The 12,970-nt window shown below is 65.7% G+C and carries 14 protein-coding genes; 6 read left to right on the forward strand and 8 right to left on the reverse strand.

Annotation, left to right across the window (positions count from 1 at the left end):
* Positions 1-22: 22 nt before the first annotated feature.
* Positions 23-1,078, forward strand: coding sequence for an FAD-dependent monooxygenase (locus tag U7114_RS16730; RefSeq protein WP_157240288.1), 1,056 nt, complete (start codon positions 23-25; stop codon positions 1,076-1,078).
* Here the strand turns inward: U7114_RS16730 and U7114_RS16735 are convergent, their stop codons facing one another.
* The 5 genes from U7114_RS16735 to U7114_RS16755 form a co-directional block, all read right to left on the reverse strand.
* Positions 1,079-2,899 carry an iron ABC transporter permease gene (locus tag U7114_RS16735; RefSeq protein WP_323058007.1) on the reverse strand — a complete coding sequence of 607 codons (1,821 nt, stop codon included), beginning with the start codon at positions 2,897-2,899 and terminating at the stop codon, positions 1,079-1,081.
* The gene (locus tag U7114_RS16740; RefSeq protein ID WP_323058008.1) at positions 2,896-3,963 is read right to left on the reverse strand and encodes an ABC transporter ATP-binding protein; all 1,068 of its coding nucleotides are present in this window, start codon (positions 3,961-3,963) and stop codon (positions 2,896-2,898) included. The genes U7114_RS16735 and U7114_RS16740 overlap by 4 nt, the downstream gene beginning before the upstream one ends.
* Positions 3,964-4,018: 55 nt before the next feature.
* Entirely contained in the window at positions 4,019-5,095 is a 1,077-nt protein-coding gene (locus tag U7114_RS16745; RefSeq protein WP_323058009.1) for an extracellular solute-binding protein, read from the reverse strand.
* A gap of 242 nt (positions 5,096-5,337) precedes the next feature.
* On the reverse strand, positions 5,338-5,778 hold the full coding sequence (locus U7114_RS16750) for an acyl-CoA thioesterase (RefSeq protein WP_104999457.1): 441 nt from the start codon (positions 5,776-5,778) through the stop codon (positions 5,338-5,340).
* A gap of 88 nt (positions 5,779-5,866) precedes the next feature.
* Positions 5,867-6,370, reverse strand: coding sequence for a GNAT family N-acetyltransferase (locus U7114_RS16755; RefSeq protein WP_321214767.1), 504 nt, complete (start codon positions 6,368-6,370; stop codon positions 5,867-5,869).
* 153 nt (positions 6,371-6,523) lie between these two features.
* Between U7114_RS16755 and U7114_RS16760 the strand changes: the two genes are divergently transcribed.
* From U7114_RS16760 to U7114_RS16770, 3 genes are all read left to right on the forward strand, one after another.
* Complete coding sequence (locus U7114_RS16760; protein ID WP_321214766.1) at positions 6,524-7,030, forward strand: MarR family winged helix-turn-helix transcriptional regulator; 507 nt, start codon at positions 6,524-6,526, stop codon at positions 7,028-7,030.
* Between the two features lie 73 nt (positions 7,031-7,103).
* Entirely contained in the window at positions 7,104-7,433 is a 330-nt protein-coding gene (locus U7114_RS16765) for a hypothetical protein (RefSeq protein ID WP_323058010.1), read from the forward strand.
* Positions 7,430-8,350, forward strand: a complete 921-nt coding sequence (locus U7114_RS16770) for a serine/threonine-protein kinase (RefSeq protein WP_323058011.1) — start codon at positions 7,430-7,432, stop codon at positions 8,348-8,350. Before U7114_RS16765 ends, U7114_RS16770 begins: the two co-directional genes overlap by 4 nt.
* On the opposite strand, the gene U7114_RS16775 is transcribed toward U7114_RS16770, so the two are convergent.
* Positions 8,347-9,018 (reverse strand): histidine phosphatase family protein, encoded by a 672-nt coding sequence (locus U7114_RS16775; protein ID WP_323058012.1) that lies wholly within the window; start codon positions 9,016-9,018, stop codon positions 8,347-8,349. The two genes, U7114_RS16770 and U7114_RS16775, sit on opposite strands and share 4 nt — an antisense overlap.
* A gap of 86 nt (positions 9,019-9,104) precedes the next feature.
* Positions 9,105-10,547: an adenylosuccinate lyase gene (gene purB / locus U7114_RS16780; protein WP_157240297.1), complete on the reverse strand. Its 1,443-nt coding sequence runs from the start codon at positions 10,545-10,547 to the stop codon at positions 9,105-9,107.
* Between the two features lie 183 nt (positions 10,548-10,730).
* On the opposite strand from purB, the gene U7114_RS16785 reads away from it, so the two are divergent.
* The gene (locus U7114_RS16785; RefSeq protein WP_323058013.1) at positions 10,731-11,033 is read left to right on the forward strand and encodes a hypothetical protein; all 303 of its coding nucleotides are present in this window, start codon (positions 10,731-10,733) and stop codon (positions 11,031-11,033) included.
* On the forward strand, positions 11,033-12,379 hold the full coding sequence (locus U7114_RS16790) for a hypothetical protein (RefSeq protein WP_323058014.1): 1,347 nt from the start codon (positions 11,033-11,035) through the stop codon (positions 12,377-12,379). Before U7114_RS16785 ends, U7114_RS16790 begins: the two co-directional genes overlap by 1 nt.
* Positions 12,380-12,411: 32 nt before the next feature.
* Here U7114_RS16790 and U7114_RS16795 read toward each other — a convergent pair whose 3' ends face one another.
* Positions 12,412-12,837 (reverse strand): phage holin family protein, encoded by a 426-nt coding sequence (locus U7114_RS16795; RefSeq protein WP_323058015.1) that lies wholly within the window; start codon positions 12,835-12,837, stop codon positions 12,412-12,414.
* Positions 12,838-12,970 lie beyond the last annotated feature (133 nt).

The following is a 12,970-nucleotide window of genomic DNA, read 5'->3' on the forward strand; positions in this document are numbered from 1 at the left end:
CAAAAGTAGTAAAGTCGCCAGCATGGAGACAATTGCGATTGTTGGCGGCGGCATTGCCGGCCTGGCGCTGGCCGCGGGCCTGGACCACAGCCGGTTCCAGGTGACGGTGTACGAGAAACGGCCCGGGCTGCCGGCCGTGGGCAACACGCTGGGGATGTGGCCCAACGCCCAACGTGCCCTTGCGCGTCTGGGAATCCTTGAAGAGGCGCGGGCGGTCAGCCCGGTGCTCGGCAGCGGATCGGTCCGTGACGCCCAGGGAGAGCCCTGGATCACCGTCAACGCGGGGGAGATGTTCGGCATTTCCCGGGCCGACCTGCTGCGGTTGCTGGACGGTGCCGTCCCGGGAACCGTCCGCCGGATCACCAGCACCGTCAGGTCACTTCCCGACGACGGCAGCCTGGTGGTCGGGGCCGACGGCGTGCACAGCGCAGTCCGGCGGGAGGTCTGGGGCGCCGGAAAGGAGGCCCGCCTCACCCCGTACCTTGCCCTCCGCGGGACCCTGCCTGCTCCGGTCAGCCACGACGAGGTGGGCGAATACTGGGGCCGCGGCGACCTGTTCGGCATGGCTGCCGCCCGGGGAGGGTCCTTCTGGTGGGCCAGCTACCGGTCCGCGATGGGCCCGTACGGAATTGACGCAGCATCAGCCCTGGAATACGCCCGGGAGCGCTATTCCAGCCACGCGCCCGCCATCCGCCGCACGCTGGCCGCAGCCACGCCCGAAGCATGCCTGGTCCAGCGGCTCTGGACAGTTCCGCATCTTGGCTCCTACGTCCGTGGACGTGCCGTGCTCATCGGCGATGCCGCACACGCCATGATGCCCACCTTGGGGCGTGGCGCCTGCGAGTCGTTGGTGGATGCCGTAACACTGGCTGGCCTCCTCAACACGCTGCCAGAAGGCCAGGCACTGCATGCCTACAACCGCCAGCGGTGGCTTCGCACGCGGGCTCTGAGCCTGGCATCCGCCGCGCTGGGACGCGTCGCCTTTGCGGACGGTGCCCAGCCGCTGCGTGACGGCCTCCTCAGGCTTGCCCGACGGCGGAACGGACGCACCGCCGTCGTCAGCGGTTCTGCCGGGTGATCACCGGACGGTAGCGGCCGGCTGCGGCGCGTCCGCCCCGGACCCGGCGGCCCCGGGGACCCCGGGGCCAGGGGCGGCAGATGCGGGCGGAAGGGCCGGCAGCCGCTTTTTCCGCGACCCGCCCCGGCTGGAGCGGCCGTACACCAGGTACATGGTCACCCCGGTGATGATCATCAGGAGCACGGTATACACAAAGGTGTTGGCGACGCCGTCCACACCCTCCGCGCCGTCCGTGTTCGCCTTGATGACCAGGCCCAGCGGCTGGACCAGGGGGTGGGCCAGGAAGATCGCGGTGTCGTAGTCGTCGAGCAGGCTGTTGAAGTTCAACGCCGTAATGGCGGCGGCAGCCGGGAGCACCAGCGGCAGGAGGATCCGCCGGAAGACATACAGGGTCTTTGCGCCCATGATGGCCGCCGCTTCCTCCAGGGAGGAATTCACGGAAGCAAAGGACGCTTTGAGCATGCGCAGCGTGAACGGGATTTTGACCGTCACGAAAGCGATCAGCAGGATCACGGTGGTGCCGGTGAGCACTGCCCCGCCCACCAGGGGATTGGGGTGGTCGTAGCTGATGATGAGGCCAAGGGCCAGCAGTGCGGACGGCAGGATCCAGGGGATGTGGAGCAGGTATTCGAAGACCGACGCCACCCAGTTTTTGTACTTCTGCAGCAGCCTGGCCACAAACAGCAGCCCGCCCACGGCAATCACGGCGGCCAGGGCGCTGTACAGCACGCTGACGATGAACGGCCGCAGCCCCGACGGCTGGGTGAGGACCCGCTGGTAGTTCTCGAGCGTCAGGCTGCCGAGCGAAAGCTGGCCGGTCTGGATGGCAGCGCCGTCGGCGAAAGAGTACAGGACAATCAGCACCACCGGCAGCGTGTAGACGGCAAACAGCAGGTAGGCAACAGCATGGACAGCCGCATTGGCCACCGGATGGGTGATGTCCTGCTTCTGCAGGGCCGAGGACACCTTGGACACCGAGAAGTAGGTGCCGCCCTTTTCCAGCCGCGACATCACGGCGAGCATCAGGATCGTGGCCAGCCCAAGGATCACCGCCAGCAGCGCCGCCAGGTCCCTGGAGGTGGGGCTGTTGGTGAAGGTCAGGATCATGGGGGTGATGGTTTGGAAGTCACGCCCGCCCAGCACCTGCGGAGCGCTCAGGGCGCCCAGCCCGGTGAGGAAGGACAGGATGGTGACGGCGAACAGGGTGGGCTTGAGCATGGGCAGCACGATCCGCCGCAGGATGGTCCAGGTTGATGCCCCCAGGTTCCGGGCCGCTTCAATGGTCTGGTAGTCAATGCCCTTCAGCGCGTTGGCCACGAACAGCATGTGGTTGGTGGTGGTGGCGAACGTCATCACCACCAGGACCGCGAAGAAGCCCGAGAACCAGCCGGGGTCCATGCCGGGGAACACCTTCACCAGCAGCGAGGTGACGATTCCCTTGTCCCCGTAAATGAACTTGTACCCGGCGGCCAGGACAATGCCGCCGTAGATGAAGGTGGATGCATAGCCGAGGAACAGGATCCTGGAGCCGCGGATCCGGAAGTAATGCGTCACCAGGACAATGAACACGCCTACCAGGTTCACCGTGATGGACAGGGCCACGGCCAGCAGGAAACTGTTGCCGAGCGCCTTCATGGCCCGCTGCGACGTGAAGAGCTTTTCGGCCGCCCTCCCGGAGAAGCTGCCGTCCGGGAAGAACGTGGCGATCAGGACGTTGATGTTGGGCCACACCAGGAACGCCGCAATGAACCAGGTCAGGACCACGCCAACCACCAGCACGAAGGGGGAGCGGGCCATGCCGCGGACCGCAGTGCTGCTCATGGCAGGACTGCTGCCGGGTCCTGCTGCCGAAGGGCAGCCCCCGTCCCCGGGTGGTACTGCAGGACGTGCCCGGGCTGGAGGTAGACCGTGGTTTCCGTGCCCCGTTCCGGGTGGGCGCCGCCGTCCTCCTTCACGAGCAACCGGATGTCCGCTCCGTGGCTGCGCACCACATAGCGGCTGTGCAGGCCGTGGTAGGTGCGGGACACCACCGTGCCGGAAAGTCCGACGGCGCCGCCTCCTTCAGCCCCGCGGGCCAGGGACGCCTTTTCCACCCGAAGGTAGGAGTTGGCGTCCGTGCTGAGCGCTGCCCCCGCAAGCCGGTTCAGTTCCGCCACGAACTCCGGGGTCAGTGCGGAGCTGTCGCCGATGAAGTTGCAGACAAACTCGGACGCAGAGTGGTCGTAGATCTCCTGCGGCGTCCCCACCTGTTCCACCACGCCCTTGTTGAACACAGCCACGCGGTCGCTCATGGCCAGGGCCTCGTCCTGGTCGTGGGTGACGTACACAGTGGTGATGCCGAACTCGCTCTGCAGGTCCTTGAGCTGCTGCCGGAGCTGGTGGCGCAGTTTGGCATCCAGGTTGGACAGCGGTTCGTCCAGCAGGAGGATTTTGGGCCGCAGCACGAGCGCCCGTGCCACGGCAACCCTCTGCTGCTGGCCGCCGGACAGTTCCGCCACATTCTTGGACAACTGTTCATCGCTGAGCTCCACCCGCCGCGCGATGTCCCGGACCAGGCGGTCACTGTCCGCCGGTTTCTCCTTCCGGACCCGGAGGCCGAAGGCGATGTTTTCCCACACGCTCATGCTGGGGAAGAGGGCGTAGTTTTGGAACACCATCCCCACCTGCCTCTTGTCGCTGGGAAGCCGGGTAACGTCCTTGCCGTCAACGTGCACCGTGCCGGCGGACGGCTGGATGAAGCCCGCCAACGTCCGCAGGGCCGTCGTTTTCCCGCAGCCGGACGGCCCCAGGAGGGTGAAAAACTCCCCCGGACGCACGTGCAGGTCAAGGTTGGGGATGGCGGTGAAATCACCAAAGGAAACTTCGATGTTGTCCAAGCGGATCATGGCAAACCTGTCTGATGAAGCGAAGTTCGGGTTGACGGGGCCGGCAGCGGACCGGTTACGTCATGTACTCGAGCTCGATCTTCTCCACCCAGGCGCCCATGTTCTCCTGCACGAACTCCCAGTCGATGTCCTGCTGCTTGAGGTCAGCGAAGAAGTCCACCACCTCGGGGTTGGCCTGGGCTTCGGCTTCCTTGTTGACCGGCATGGAATTGAACTGCTTTGCGAACTCGCCCTGGACCTCGGAGCTGCCGAACCAGTCGATGAATTTCCTGGCCTGCTCCTCCTTCTTGGTGCCCTTCACCAGGGCGATCTGTTCCACGGCGAGCGGGACACCCACGGAGGGGACCACTGTCTCGACATTCACCTTGAAGGATTTCTCGCGCTCGGCGATGATCGAGGACGGCATCTGGCCCATGTCCACTTCGCCGGACGCGATACGGGCAAAGAGGTCGGTCTTTGCTACCGCCGGGCTGCCGTTCTGGAAGTACTGCTCCACCTGCTTCCAGCCCTCGTCGGAGATGCCAAGGTCGCCCGAATCGTCACGGTAGCGGCTGAGGATTCCCGCGAAAACGAGCTGGGCGGTGGCGGTGCCCAGGCCTGTCACGCGCTCGTAGCGGTCCTTGAACTCCTCCTTGGTCCACAGGTCGGTCCAGTCCTGCGGGGCCTTGTCCTTCGAGATCTTGTCCGAGTTGTAGCCAAGGAGGATTGCCTGCTTTACCAAGGGCCAGTAGGCCTCGCCGTCGCCCAGCTCCTTGTCCACTTCGCCGGCCCAGGCCGGCTCGTAGGGCTCCAGGGCGCCTGCGGCCTTGACCTGCGAGAAGTACATGTTGTTCAGCCCGAACGCGACGTCGGCAATCGGGTTGTTCTTCTCGGCAATCAGTTTGTTGGTGGCATCTGCGCCGCCGGCACCGACGATCTCGATTTTGAAGCCCGCTTCAGCGGCCTTGGCGGTCAGCCAGTCCCCGCGGCCCTCGCCGTTGGAGTTGGTGTAGACAACCAGGGTCTCCCCCGAGCCGCCTTCCGGAGCTGGGGAGGACTCCCCTGACGCCGCGGGGGTAGCGGCCCCACCGCCGCACCCGGCAAGAAGCGTGACGGCGACGGCGGCGGCAACCAGGGTCTTCAATTTACGCACGATCTGGACTCATTTCTGGACTGGAATCGGAGCATGTCCGGCAAGCCTAACGCCGGGCATGCGGAATTCACGGCTGTTATGGCTATCGATTCGATAAACAGCCCGGCTGTCCACTCTGGTCCAGGCAGGAGAACGGTCGGAGGCGCGTGGGTGAACGGGCGGCAAAAGTTGCCCAGGGGGCCGCAGCGGGCACCGGCAGCGGCGGCCCGGCGGCGGAACGGACGCGCCGCCGTCGTCAGTCCTTACTGTGCGTCTCCGCTCAACGTCTCCGTGAGGTGGTGCGTGGGGATCCTGTCCCGGTCGTACGTGATCTCGGTATAGCCGTGCGGCTCCGGCTTGCCGGATGGGTTGAGGTTCACGAAGACGATTTCCTCGATGGTGAGGATGCTTTGGCGGGTGATCATGTTGCGGACCTCGGCGCGCATGGTCAGCGAAGTCCTGCCGAAGCGCGTGGCGGTCAGCCCCATCTCGATGAGGTCGCCCTGCACCGCCGAGCTGACGAAGTTGATTTCCGAAATGTACTTGGTGACGGCACGGCCGTTGCCGAGCTGGAGGATGGCATAGATGGCAGCTTCCTCATCGATCCACTTCAGCAGGCTGCCGCCGAACAGCGTCCCGTTCGCGTTGAGGTCCTCGGGCCGGACCCACTTGCGGGTGCGGAAAGTGATGTCTGCTGTTTCCATAGGGCGAGGTTAGCTGAGAGCGGCGCCGGCGCACCCATGTGACGCCTCCGCGCCCCTGGCGGGGGCGGACTGCCGGGCGCCGGCGGGCCTAGGCCATGGCGGTATGGGCCGCGCTGCGGGCGTTGATGCTCTTCGCGTAGCAGTAGGAGTGCGCAACACCTATGTAGGGTCCAAAGTTGGGAACGGCTTCAAAACCCGAGTTTTCGTAGAAGTTCCGCCCGTCCGGCTGAGCCGATCCTGCTTCCGCCTTGATCCGCGTGATTCCCTGCTTGAAGGCTTCCGCCTCGAGGGCTGCGAGGATGGAACTGGCCACACCGGAACCCCGGGTGTACGGAACGACGTACAGCCGTTTGATCTCCGCCGTTTCCGCGTCGAGCATGCGCAGGCCGCCGCAGCCCACGGGCTGCCCCGAGCCCTTGTCATAGGCAACAAGGAAGACTGCGCAGTCGGCGCCCGACGGCGGCGGCCCGGGTTCGTGGTCCGGAGTGCCAAAGCGGGCGTCCAGTTCGGCCTGCTGGGCGTGGCGCAGAGCGGCGCCCACGGGGTTGGACCAGGGGACCTGCCTGATGTTAAGGCGCGGATTGGTCTGCATTGTGCCTCGATTCGCCGAAGGGTTATGCAAACCCAGAGTAGGAGGCGGCCGTTACGCCGGTGTTTCTTTCCGGTTAGCTCCGGGATAACGTGCCGTTCATGCCGTGGCCAACTCACTTGGCTGTCTAGTTATCAGCTGGTCTAGTATGATTCCATGCGTTCTACGGGTAATGAAGGCTCCGGGTATTGGTACGGGCCGGACGGTCAACTGGACTACGGCGCGGCGGTGCTGAAGTCGTTGCGGGACTACCGGACCGCTGAAACGGCGGTACGCCGGTCCACCCGCGACTCCATGGGAATGGGTGAAACGGACATTCTTGCCCTGCGCTACCTGCTGCGCGTCCAGGCATCCGGCAAAACGGTGGTACCCAAGGACATCAGCCAGTTCCTGGGCATCACCAGCGCCTCCACTACCTCCCTCATTGACAGGCTTGTGGCGAGCGGGCACGTGCGCCGCGAGGCGCATCCCACGGACAGGCGCTCCGTGGTTGTGGTTCCCACCGTCGAATCGGACAAGGAAGTCCGCGTAACGCTCGGCGCCATGCACCGGCAGATGATGTCGGTGGCCGAAGGGCTGACCGCAGAGGAGGCCCGGGTAGTAGTCAAGTTCCTGGAGCGGATGACCGAGGCACTGCAGCAGGCGCAACACGACGAGAAGTAACTAGCCTAGCTAGCTAGATTGGCTAGCAATATGTATGCTTACGATTATTCCCGTAATCCTTACAGCCGGAGTCGTGAGCGTCTTGGTTACCTTTACTGAGCTTTTGCCCTTGGAATCCCTTGCGTGCAGCGCGCCCTTGAACGCTTCGCCCCAGCAGGGCGGGGCTGCCATCAGTCCCGCCGTCCACTGCGGCTCCGCCATGGAACTCGTCACCCCCGCCGTGGGGCCTGCCGCCGTCGGCTATACCTTCGAACCGGAGGACGGCGGTCCCGTGCACCTGCCGCCCGTGTGGCGGTGCGGGTGCGGTTTCCAGCTGGACGCCTGGATCCAGTCCCCTTATGGCCGCGTGTCCCAGCGCGGGGCAGTTGTACCGGTTCCGGATCCTGTGGCGCTCTCCGCATGACCGCGCCCGCGCACCTTCGATCAACCGCGGCCCTCAAAGCCGCCGCACCTACAGTGGCGGGGCGCTACCAGCTCAAGGACCTTCTGGGCCGCGGCGCGCTCGCGCAGGTTTTCCGCGCGGCGGACCTGGAAGGCGGGGCCGATGTGGCAGTGAAGGTGGCCGTGGACGTTTCGGCCAAACACTTTGAGCGGATCAGCAACGAAGCCGCCGTCCTGTCGGGCCTGCAGCACCCATCGATCGTCAAATTCATCGGCCAGGGCGTCGTATCCGGGAACTCTGCACTCGCCGGCCGCCCTTTCCTTGTGGAGGAACTTGCATTGGGCCCCAGCCTCGCGGAGGCTGGCCGCACCAGCCAGTACCACCCCGACGTCGTTGCCGGCTGGGCCCGGGGACTCTTCGAGGCCCTGGCCCACCTCCACGGGCAGGGGATGGTGCACCGCGACATCAAGCCCGCCAACCTGATGCTGAGCGGCCTGCGGCGTAGCCCTGTCCGCATCATCGATTTCGGCATCGTGGCGCCCGCCGGCTCGGCCCCGGAACCCGGCATGTCATCCGGAACCGTGCACTACATGAGCCCTGAGCAGGCATCGGGAGGACCGGCGCGCGCCTCCTGGGATGTCTACGCCACGGGGCTGGTCCTGCTGGAGCTGCTTACCGGAGCCAAGGCGTTCCCCGGCACTGCCATCGAGTCCCTCGTGGCCAGGACCCTTCGCAGTCCGCAAGTGCCGGACTCCCTGGGTTCCGGCTGGCGTTCCTTCCTCCGGTCCCTGACGGCCATGGACAGCGCAGAACGTCCGACGGCGGGGGAGGCAGCGGGCATGGCCGCGCGGCTCGTCCCCGTACCCGCCGGCGAAATGGTCAGCCCCTGCCGCGGGAGGGCGGTTTTCCCTGCCCGGCGGATCCGCCAGCTCGCCTAGGCCAGGTCCCGGCCGGTGGGGTCCTCCGCGGTTGGGTCGGCGAGAGCAAGTCCGCCCACGGGGCTTCCGTCCCAGTGGATGAGCTTCCACCCGCGGTCCGGGTCCCCTTCCAGCGCCACGATTCCGGTATTTGCCAGCACATGGCGCGCGGCGAATTCGTGGTCCGCGTCTTCCGCCCGGCGTCCAGCCCAAGTGCGGATCGCCGCACCGTGGCTGACCACCGCAGCGGCCTCATGCTGCTGGTCGAGTGCCCGGTCCACGACCCGGCGGATGGCAGCGTCGAAGCGGTCAAAGAACGTGTGCCCGTCCGGACCCGCCGGCATCCGCCGGTCCAGGTCCCCGGCGGCCCAGGAGAAGACGGTCCCCATGTAGCGCTTGTGGGCTTCATGGTCCGTCAGTTTCTCGAGGGAACCGGCTTCGATTTCGTGCAGGCCGTCCAGCACCTCGATATCCAGGCCGTGCAGCCGGCCCAGCGGCGCGGCGGTGATCTGGGTCCTGATCAGCGTGGACGCGTACAGGGCGCCGATGGGCTCGTTCGCCAGCGAGCGGGCCATGGCCTCGGCCTGCCGTTCGCCAAGTTCCGTCAGCCCGGGGCCGGGATGCGCCGTATCGAGTTGGCCAAGCACGTTACCGGGAGTCTGTCCGTGGCGGATGAGCAGCAGCTTCATGCTTCCAGTTTCGCACTCCCGGCAAGCCGGGATGACCCGGAAGAAAGGCGCCGGGCCCTTGGGAGCCCGGCGCCGTCGTCGTACTTTTACTTAAGGTGGTCCACCAGCTGGTCCGCGATGCCGGTGTACTTTCCGGGGGTCAGGGCGAGCAGCCGGGCCTCGGCTTCCGGTGACAAGCCAAGGCTTTGCACGAATTCCTGCATGCGGGCCGCGTCCACCCGCTGGCCCCGGGTGAGGTCCTTGAGCCGCTCGTAGGGGTTCTCCATGCCTTCGACGCCGGCGATCGCCTCAGCGCGCATGACCATCTGGATGGCTTCCCCCAGCACTTCCCAGTTGGTGTCCAGGTCGCCGGCCAGGACGTCCTCGGCCACGTCCAGGCGCTCCAGGCCCTTGGCCACGTTGGAGATGGCCAGGAGGGAGTGGCCGAATGCCACACCGATGTTGCGCTGGCTGGAGGAGTCGGTGAGGTCGCGCTGCCAGCGGGACGTCACAAGGGTGGACCCCAGGACGTCCAGCAGGCCCGAGGAGATCTCCAGGTTGGCCTCGGCGTTCTCGAAGCGGATCGGGTTCACCTTGTGCGGCATGGTGGAGGAACCCGTGGCGCCGGCCACCGGGATCTGCGCGAAATAGCCGATGGAGATGTAGCTCCAGATGTCCGTGCAGACGTTGTGGAGGATGCGGTTGAAGCGTGCAACGTCCGCGTACAGCTCTGCCTGCCAGTCGTGGCTCTCGATCTGCGTGGTCAACGGGTTCCAGGTCAGCCCCAGGGCCTCCACGAAGGACTTGGACACCTGCTGCCAGTCTGCGCCGGGGACCGACGCCACGTGCGCCGCGTACGTGCCGGTGGCGCCGTTGATCTTGCCCAGGTATTCGGTTTTCGCGATCCGGTCCAGCTGGCGCGTGAGGCGGTGCGCGATGACGGCCAGTTCCTTGCCCAGGGTGGTGGGGGTGGCCGGCTGGCCGTGGGTCCGGGACAGCATGGGAACCGCCCGGTTTTCCTGGGCCATCTTGCTGATCTGGGCCACCAGGGCCCGCGCGGCGGGCAGCCACACGTCCTCCACAGCGCCCTTGATGCCCAGAGCGTAGGAGAGGTTGTTGATGTCCTCGGACGTGCAGCCGAAGTGGACCATCGCCGTCAGGTTTTCGATCCCGATGGCGGGCAGTCGCCGGCCGATGTAATACTCCACGGCCTTTACGTCGTGGACGGTGACGGCCTCGATGTCAGCAAGTTCTGCCACGGACGCCGCGTCGAATTCAGTGACGATCGCACGCAGCTGCTCCTGCTGTTCCGGGGTGAGCGGGCCGGCCCCGGGAAGGACGTTGTTGCTGGTCAGGTGGATGAGCCATTCAACTTCCACCGCTACGCGGTCCCGGTTGAGGGCCGCCTCCGAAAGGTAGTCCACCAGGGGTGCGACAGCCGACTGGTACCGGCCGTCCAGCGGGCCGAGCGCAATTCTTTCCGGGGACGCGGCAAGGGCCAGGCGTCCTGAGGGCGTACGGGTGTCAGCTGTGGCGGCAGTTTCAGGCATGTGCTGATTCTTTCATGAAGTCCGGCACCCCCTTAAGCGGCGGCTGTCCACGTTACTTGTCCACATACACCACGAGGGATCTTCAGTCCGGAGCGGCCGCTCCGTAGCGTCGGGAATGGAAAGGCAGCTCCCGGATAGGGCGGGGAGTTTCGGATGCAACGGCAAAGGTGTGGTGGAGGGGAAATGGGCAGAGAACTGGCGGGCCCTGACCTGCAGGCCGACATGCTCCGTGCTGCCCAGGTGGACCAGTTGGCCGATCGCATGGCGGCCTGCCTGGTCCGGGCAGAGGAAGTCCTGGCAGGATTCAGGGATATCCAGTTGCTGCAGTGGGAGTCACCGGCCGGCAGGGCCTACCGGGACTCTGTGTCACTGCAGGCCGTTGCCCTGCGCCGTTCCCTTGAATCGTTGATTGAGGCAAGGGCAGCTGTGGCCAGGCACAGCCAGGAGACCTTGGTGGCTGCCTGCTCCTACAGCGGCAGGCCCTGATGGCCGAGGCCACCCCTTCCGGCGGCGGCGGGCCCATCCGGGTTTCCGGCCCGGCGGACGATGGGCCCCTGGCGATCCGGGGCGGCGTGGGCGGTATCCGCTTCCAACTGGAGGAGCTCGCGGGAGGCGCCGAAAAACTGGACGATCTTGCAGGCAGGTTGGCCGCGATCGAGGTTGAGGTCCGCCGCATCTGGGAGGACCTCACTCCTTTCCAGGATCTGCCCCGGTGGACGGGAACCATGGCCCTGAATGCGGTGGGTGAGGCTGGGCGGAGCGTCCAGGTGGTGCGGACCGAGTTGCAGCACATCAGCAGCAAGGTCCGGGCCTGCAAGCACGAGTACGAAATGGCGGAGCGGCTGGCAGGCGCTGCCCGTGGTCTTGGAGTTCCAAACGTCGAAGGAGAGCTGCAACGCCACACGGACTTCTGGCGGACAGGGTTTCTCAGCCGAAGCGCCACCGAAAACATCATCGGCAATGCCGCCTTTGTCTCCCCCTTCCTCAAGGCGCTGGCGGAGGTCGTGATTCCAGCACTAAAGCCTCGTCCGTTGGCAGTCACCAGGGAGGAAAGTATTCCGATTGTCCTGGATCCTTCTCCGTCCGGCCTGCTGGAACGCGTCCGGGTAATTGATGAACGCGGAGCCGGCTATATCGAGGTCATCGAAGTTGATGGCGGCGGGCGTAGAGCCTATGTGGTGGTGATCCCGGGGACCCAGCTGCGTGACGCTGCGGGGGGCGCAAATCCCTTTGACCTGGACGGCATAGTCGAAGGCGTGGGAGACAGCTCGGAAAGTGTCAACAAGGCTGTGCGGGAAGCCCTTGAAGCAGCCGGCGCCAGGAAGGGTGACCCCATAGTGGGCGTCGGTTACAGCCAAGGGGGCATCCACGCGATGAACCTGGCAGCAAGCGACGCCTTCCTGGAGGAATACGACCTCAGGTACGTCCTGACCGCGGGATCGCCCGTCGCCCACATTGCATCAAAGCCGGACGTCAGCAGCCTCCACCTTGAGCACCGGACGGACTGGGTCCCCGGGGCCGACGGTGCACCAAACCCGGACGCCAGAAACCAGGTCACGGTCACCATGACCAATGACTTGTACGTTCAGACGGGAGAGGACGTAGGCATAGGTCCGGGCCATCAGCTAGGCAGCTACCAGGACGGTGCCCGGCTGGTGTCACAAAGCCGCGACCCTTCGCTGGTGGAGTCCACCGCGGCGCTGGGCGCCATACTCGGGACGGGAGGCGCCGCCACGGCCACGCGGTTTTCCCTGTCGAGGACAAAGGCCCCGGCACCTGCTGCGGCGTCGGCGGATTCCCACAAACCGGCACGTGGTTATGCAGGACGTTAGGCCCGGGCAAGGCCGGGCGGGGAAGTGCAGGCTTACCGGCGGACGCCGACGAGCCGGCCGGCCACCAGCGAGATCAGGGTGATGATGATGGCTCCGAGCACTGCAGTCCAGAAGAACGAATCAATGGTGAAGTGGACCGGCGTGAAACTGCTGATCCAGGACGTCACGTACAGCATCGCGGCGCTGATGACGATGGTGAAGAGACCCAGCGTCAGGATGGTGATTGGGAGGGACAGGAAGCTCACTAAAGGGCGGATGAACGCATTGACCAATCCGAAGATCAGGCCGATGAACAAGTACGCCAGGACAGTTCCTGCCACGTCCGTTCCCTCTGCCACGCCGGTCTTGGCTACCGCGTCTGTTGTAGCCGATGTGGTGATATCCAAGCCGGGAAGAACCCAGCTGGCAATCCACAGGGCCAGCGCGTTGACGAGGACCCGGCCGATGAATGAACGCATGGTCCTATGTTTCCATACCTCCCTGTCAGCTGCTTGAGGGAGGGGGCAGCCTGCGCTTCCCCCTCCCTGTCAGCTGCTTGAGGGAGGGGGCAGCCTGCGCTTCCCTCCTGCATCCAGCGAAGTAGGCTGGTCT

The sequence above is a fragment of the Pseudarthrobacter sp. C1 genome, assembly GCF_034720455.1.
GTDB lineage: Bacteria > Actinomycetota > Actinomycetes > Actinomycetales > Micrococcaceae > Arthrobacter.

What these genes read in the sequence shown, in the direction of transcription:
- U7114_RS16730 (WP_157240288.1), top strand. Translation starts at nt 23, where the DNA reads ATGGAGACAATTGCGATTGTTGGCGGCGGCATTGCCGGCCTGGCGCTG.
- U7114_RS16735 (WP_323058007.1), bottom strand. Translation starts at nt 2,899, where the DNA reads ATGAGCAGCACTGCGGTCCGCGGCATGGCCCGCTCCCCCTTCGTGCTG.
- U7114_RS16740 (WP_323058008.1), bottom strand. Translation starts at nt 3,963, where the DNA reads ATGATCCGCTTGGACAACATCGAAGTTTCCTTTGGTGATTTCACCGCC.
- U7114_RS16750 (WP_104999457.1), bottom strand. Translation starts at nt 5,778, where the DNA reads ATGGAAACAGCAGACATCACTTTCCGCACCCGCAAGTGGGTCCGGCCC.
- U7114_RS16755 (WP_321214767.1), bottom strand. Translation starts at nt 6,370, where the DNA reads ATGCAGACCAATCCGCGCCTTAACATCAGGCAGGTCCCCTGGTCCAAC.
- U7114_RS16760 (WP_321214766.1), top strand. Translation starts at nt 6,524, where the DNA reads ATGCGTTCTACGGGTAATGAAGGCTCCGGGTATTGGTACGGGCCGGAC.
- U7114_RS16770 (WP_323058011.1), top strand. Translation starts at nt 7,430, where the DNA reads ATGACCGCGCCCGCGCACCTTCGATCAACCGCGGCCCTCAAAGCCGCC.
- U7114_RS16775 (WP_323058012.1), bottom strand. Translation starts at nt 9,018, where the DNA reads ATGAAGCTGCTGCTCATCCGCCACGGACAGACTCCCGGTAACGTGCTT.
- purB (WP_157240297.1), bottom strand. Translation starts at nt 10,547, where the DNA reads ATGCCTGAAACTGCCGCCACAGCTGACACCCGTACGCCCTCAGGACGC.
- U7114_RS16785 (WP_323058013.1), top strand. Translation starts at nt 10,731, where the DNA reads ATGGGCAGAGAACTGGCGGGCCCTGACCTGCAGGCCGACATGCTCCGT.
- U7114_RS16790 (WP_323058014.1), top strand. Translation starts at nt 11,033, where the DNA reads ATGGCCGAGGCCACCCCTTCCGGCGGCGGCGGGCCCATCCGGGTTTCC.
- U7114_RS16795 (WP_323058015.1), bottom strand. Translation starts at nt 12,837, where the DNA reads ATGCGTTCATTCATCGGCCGGGTCCTCGTCAACGCGCTGGCCCTGTGG.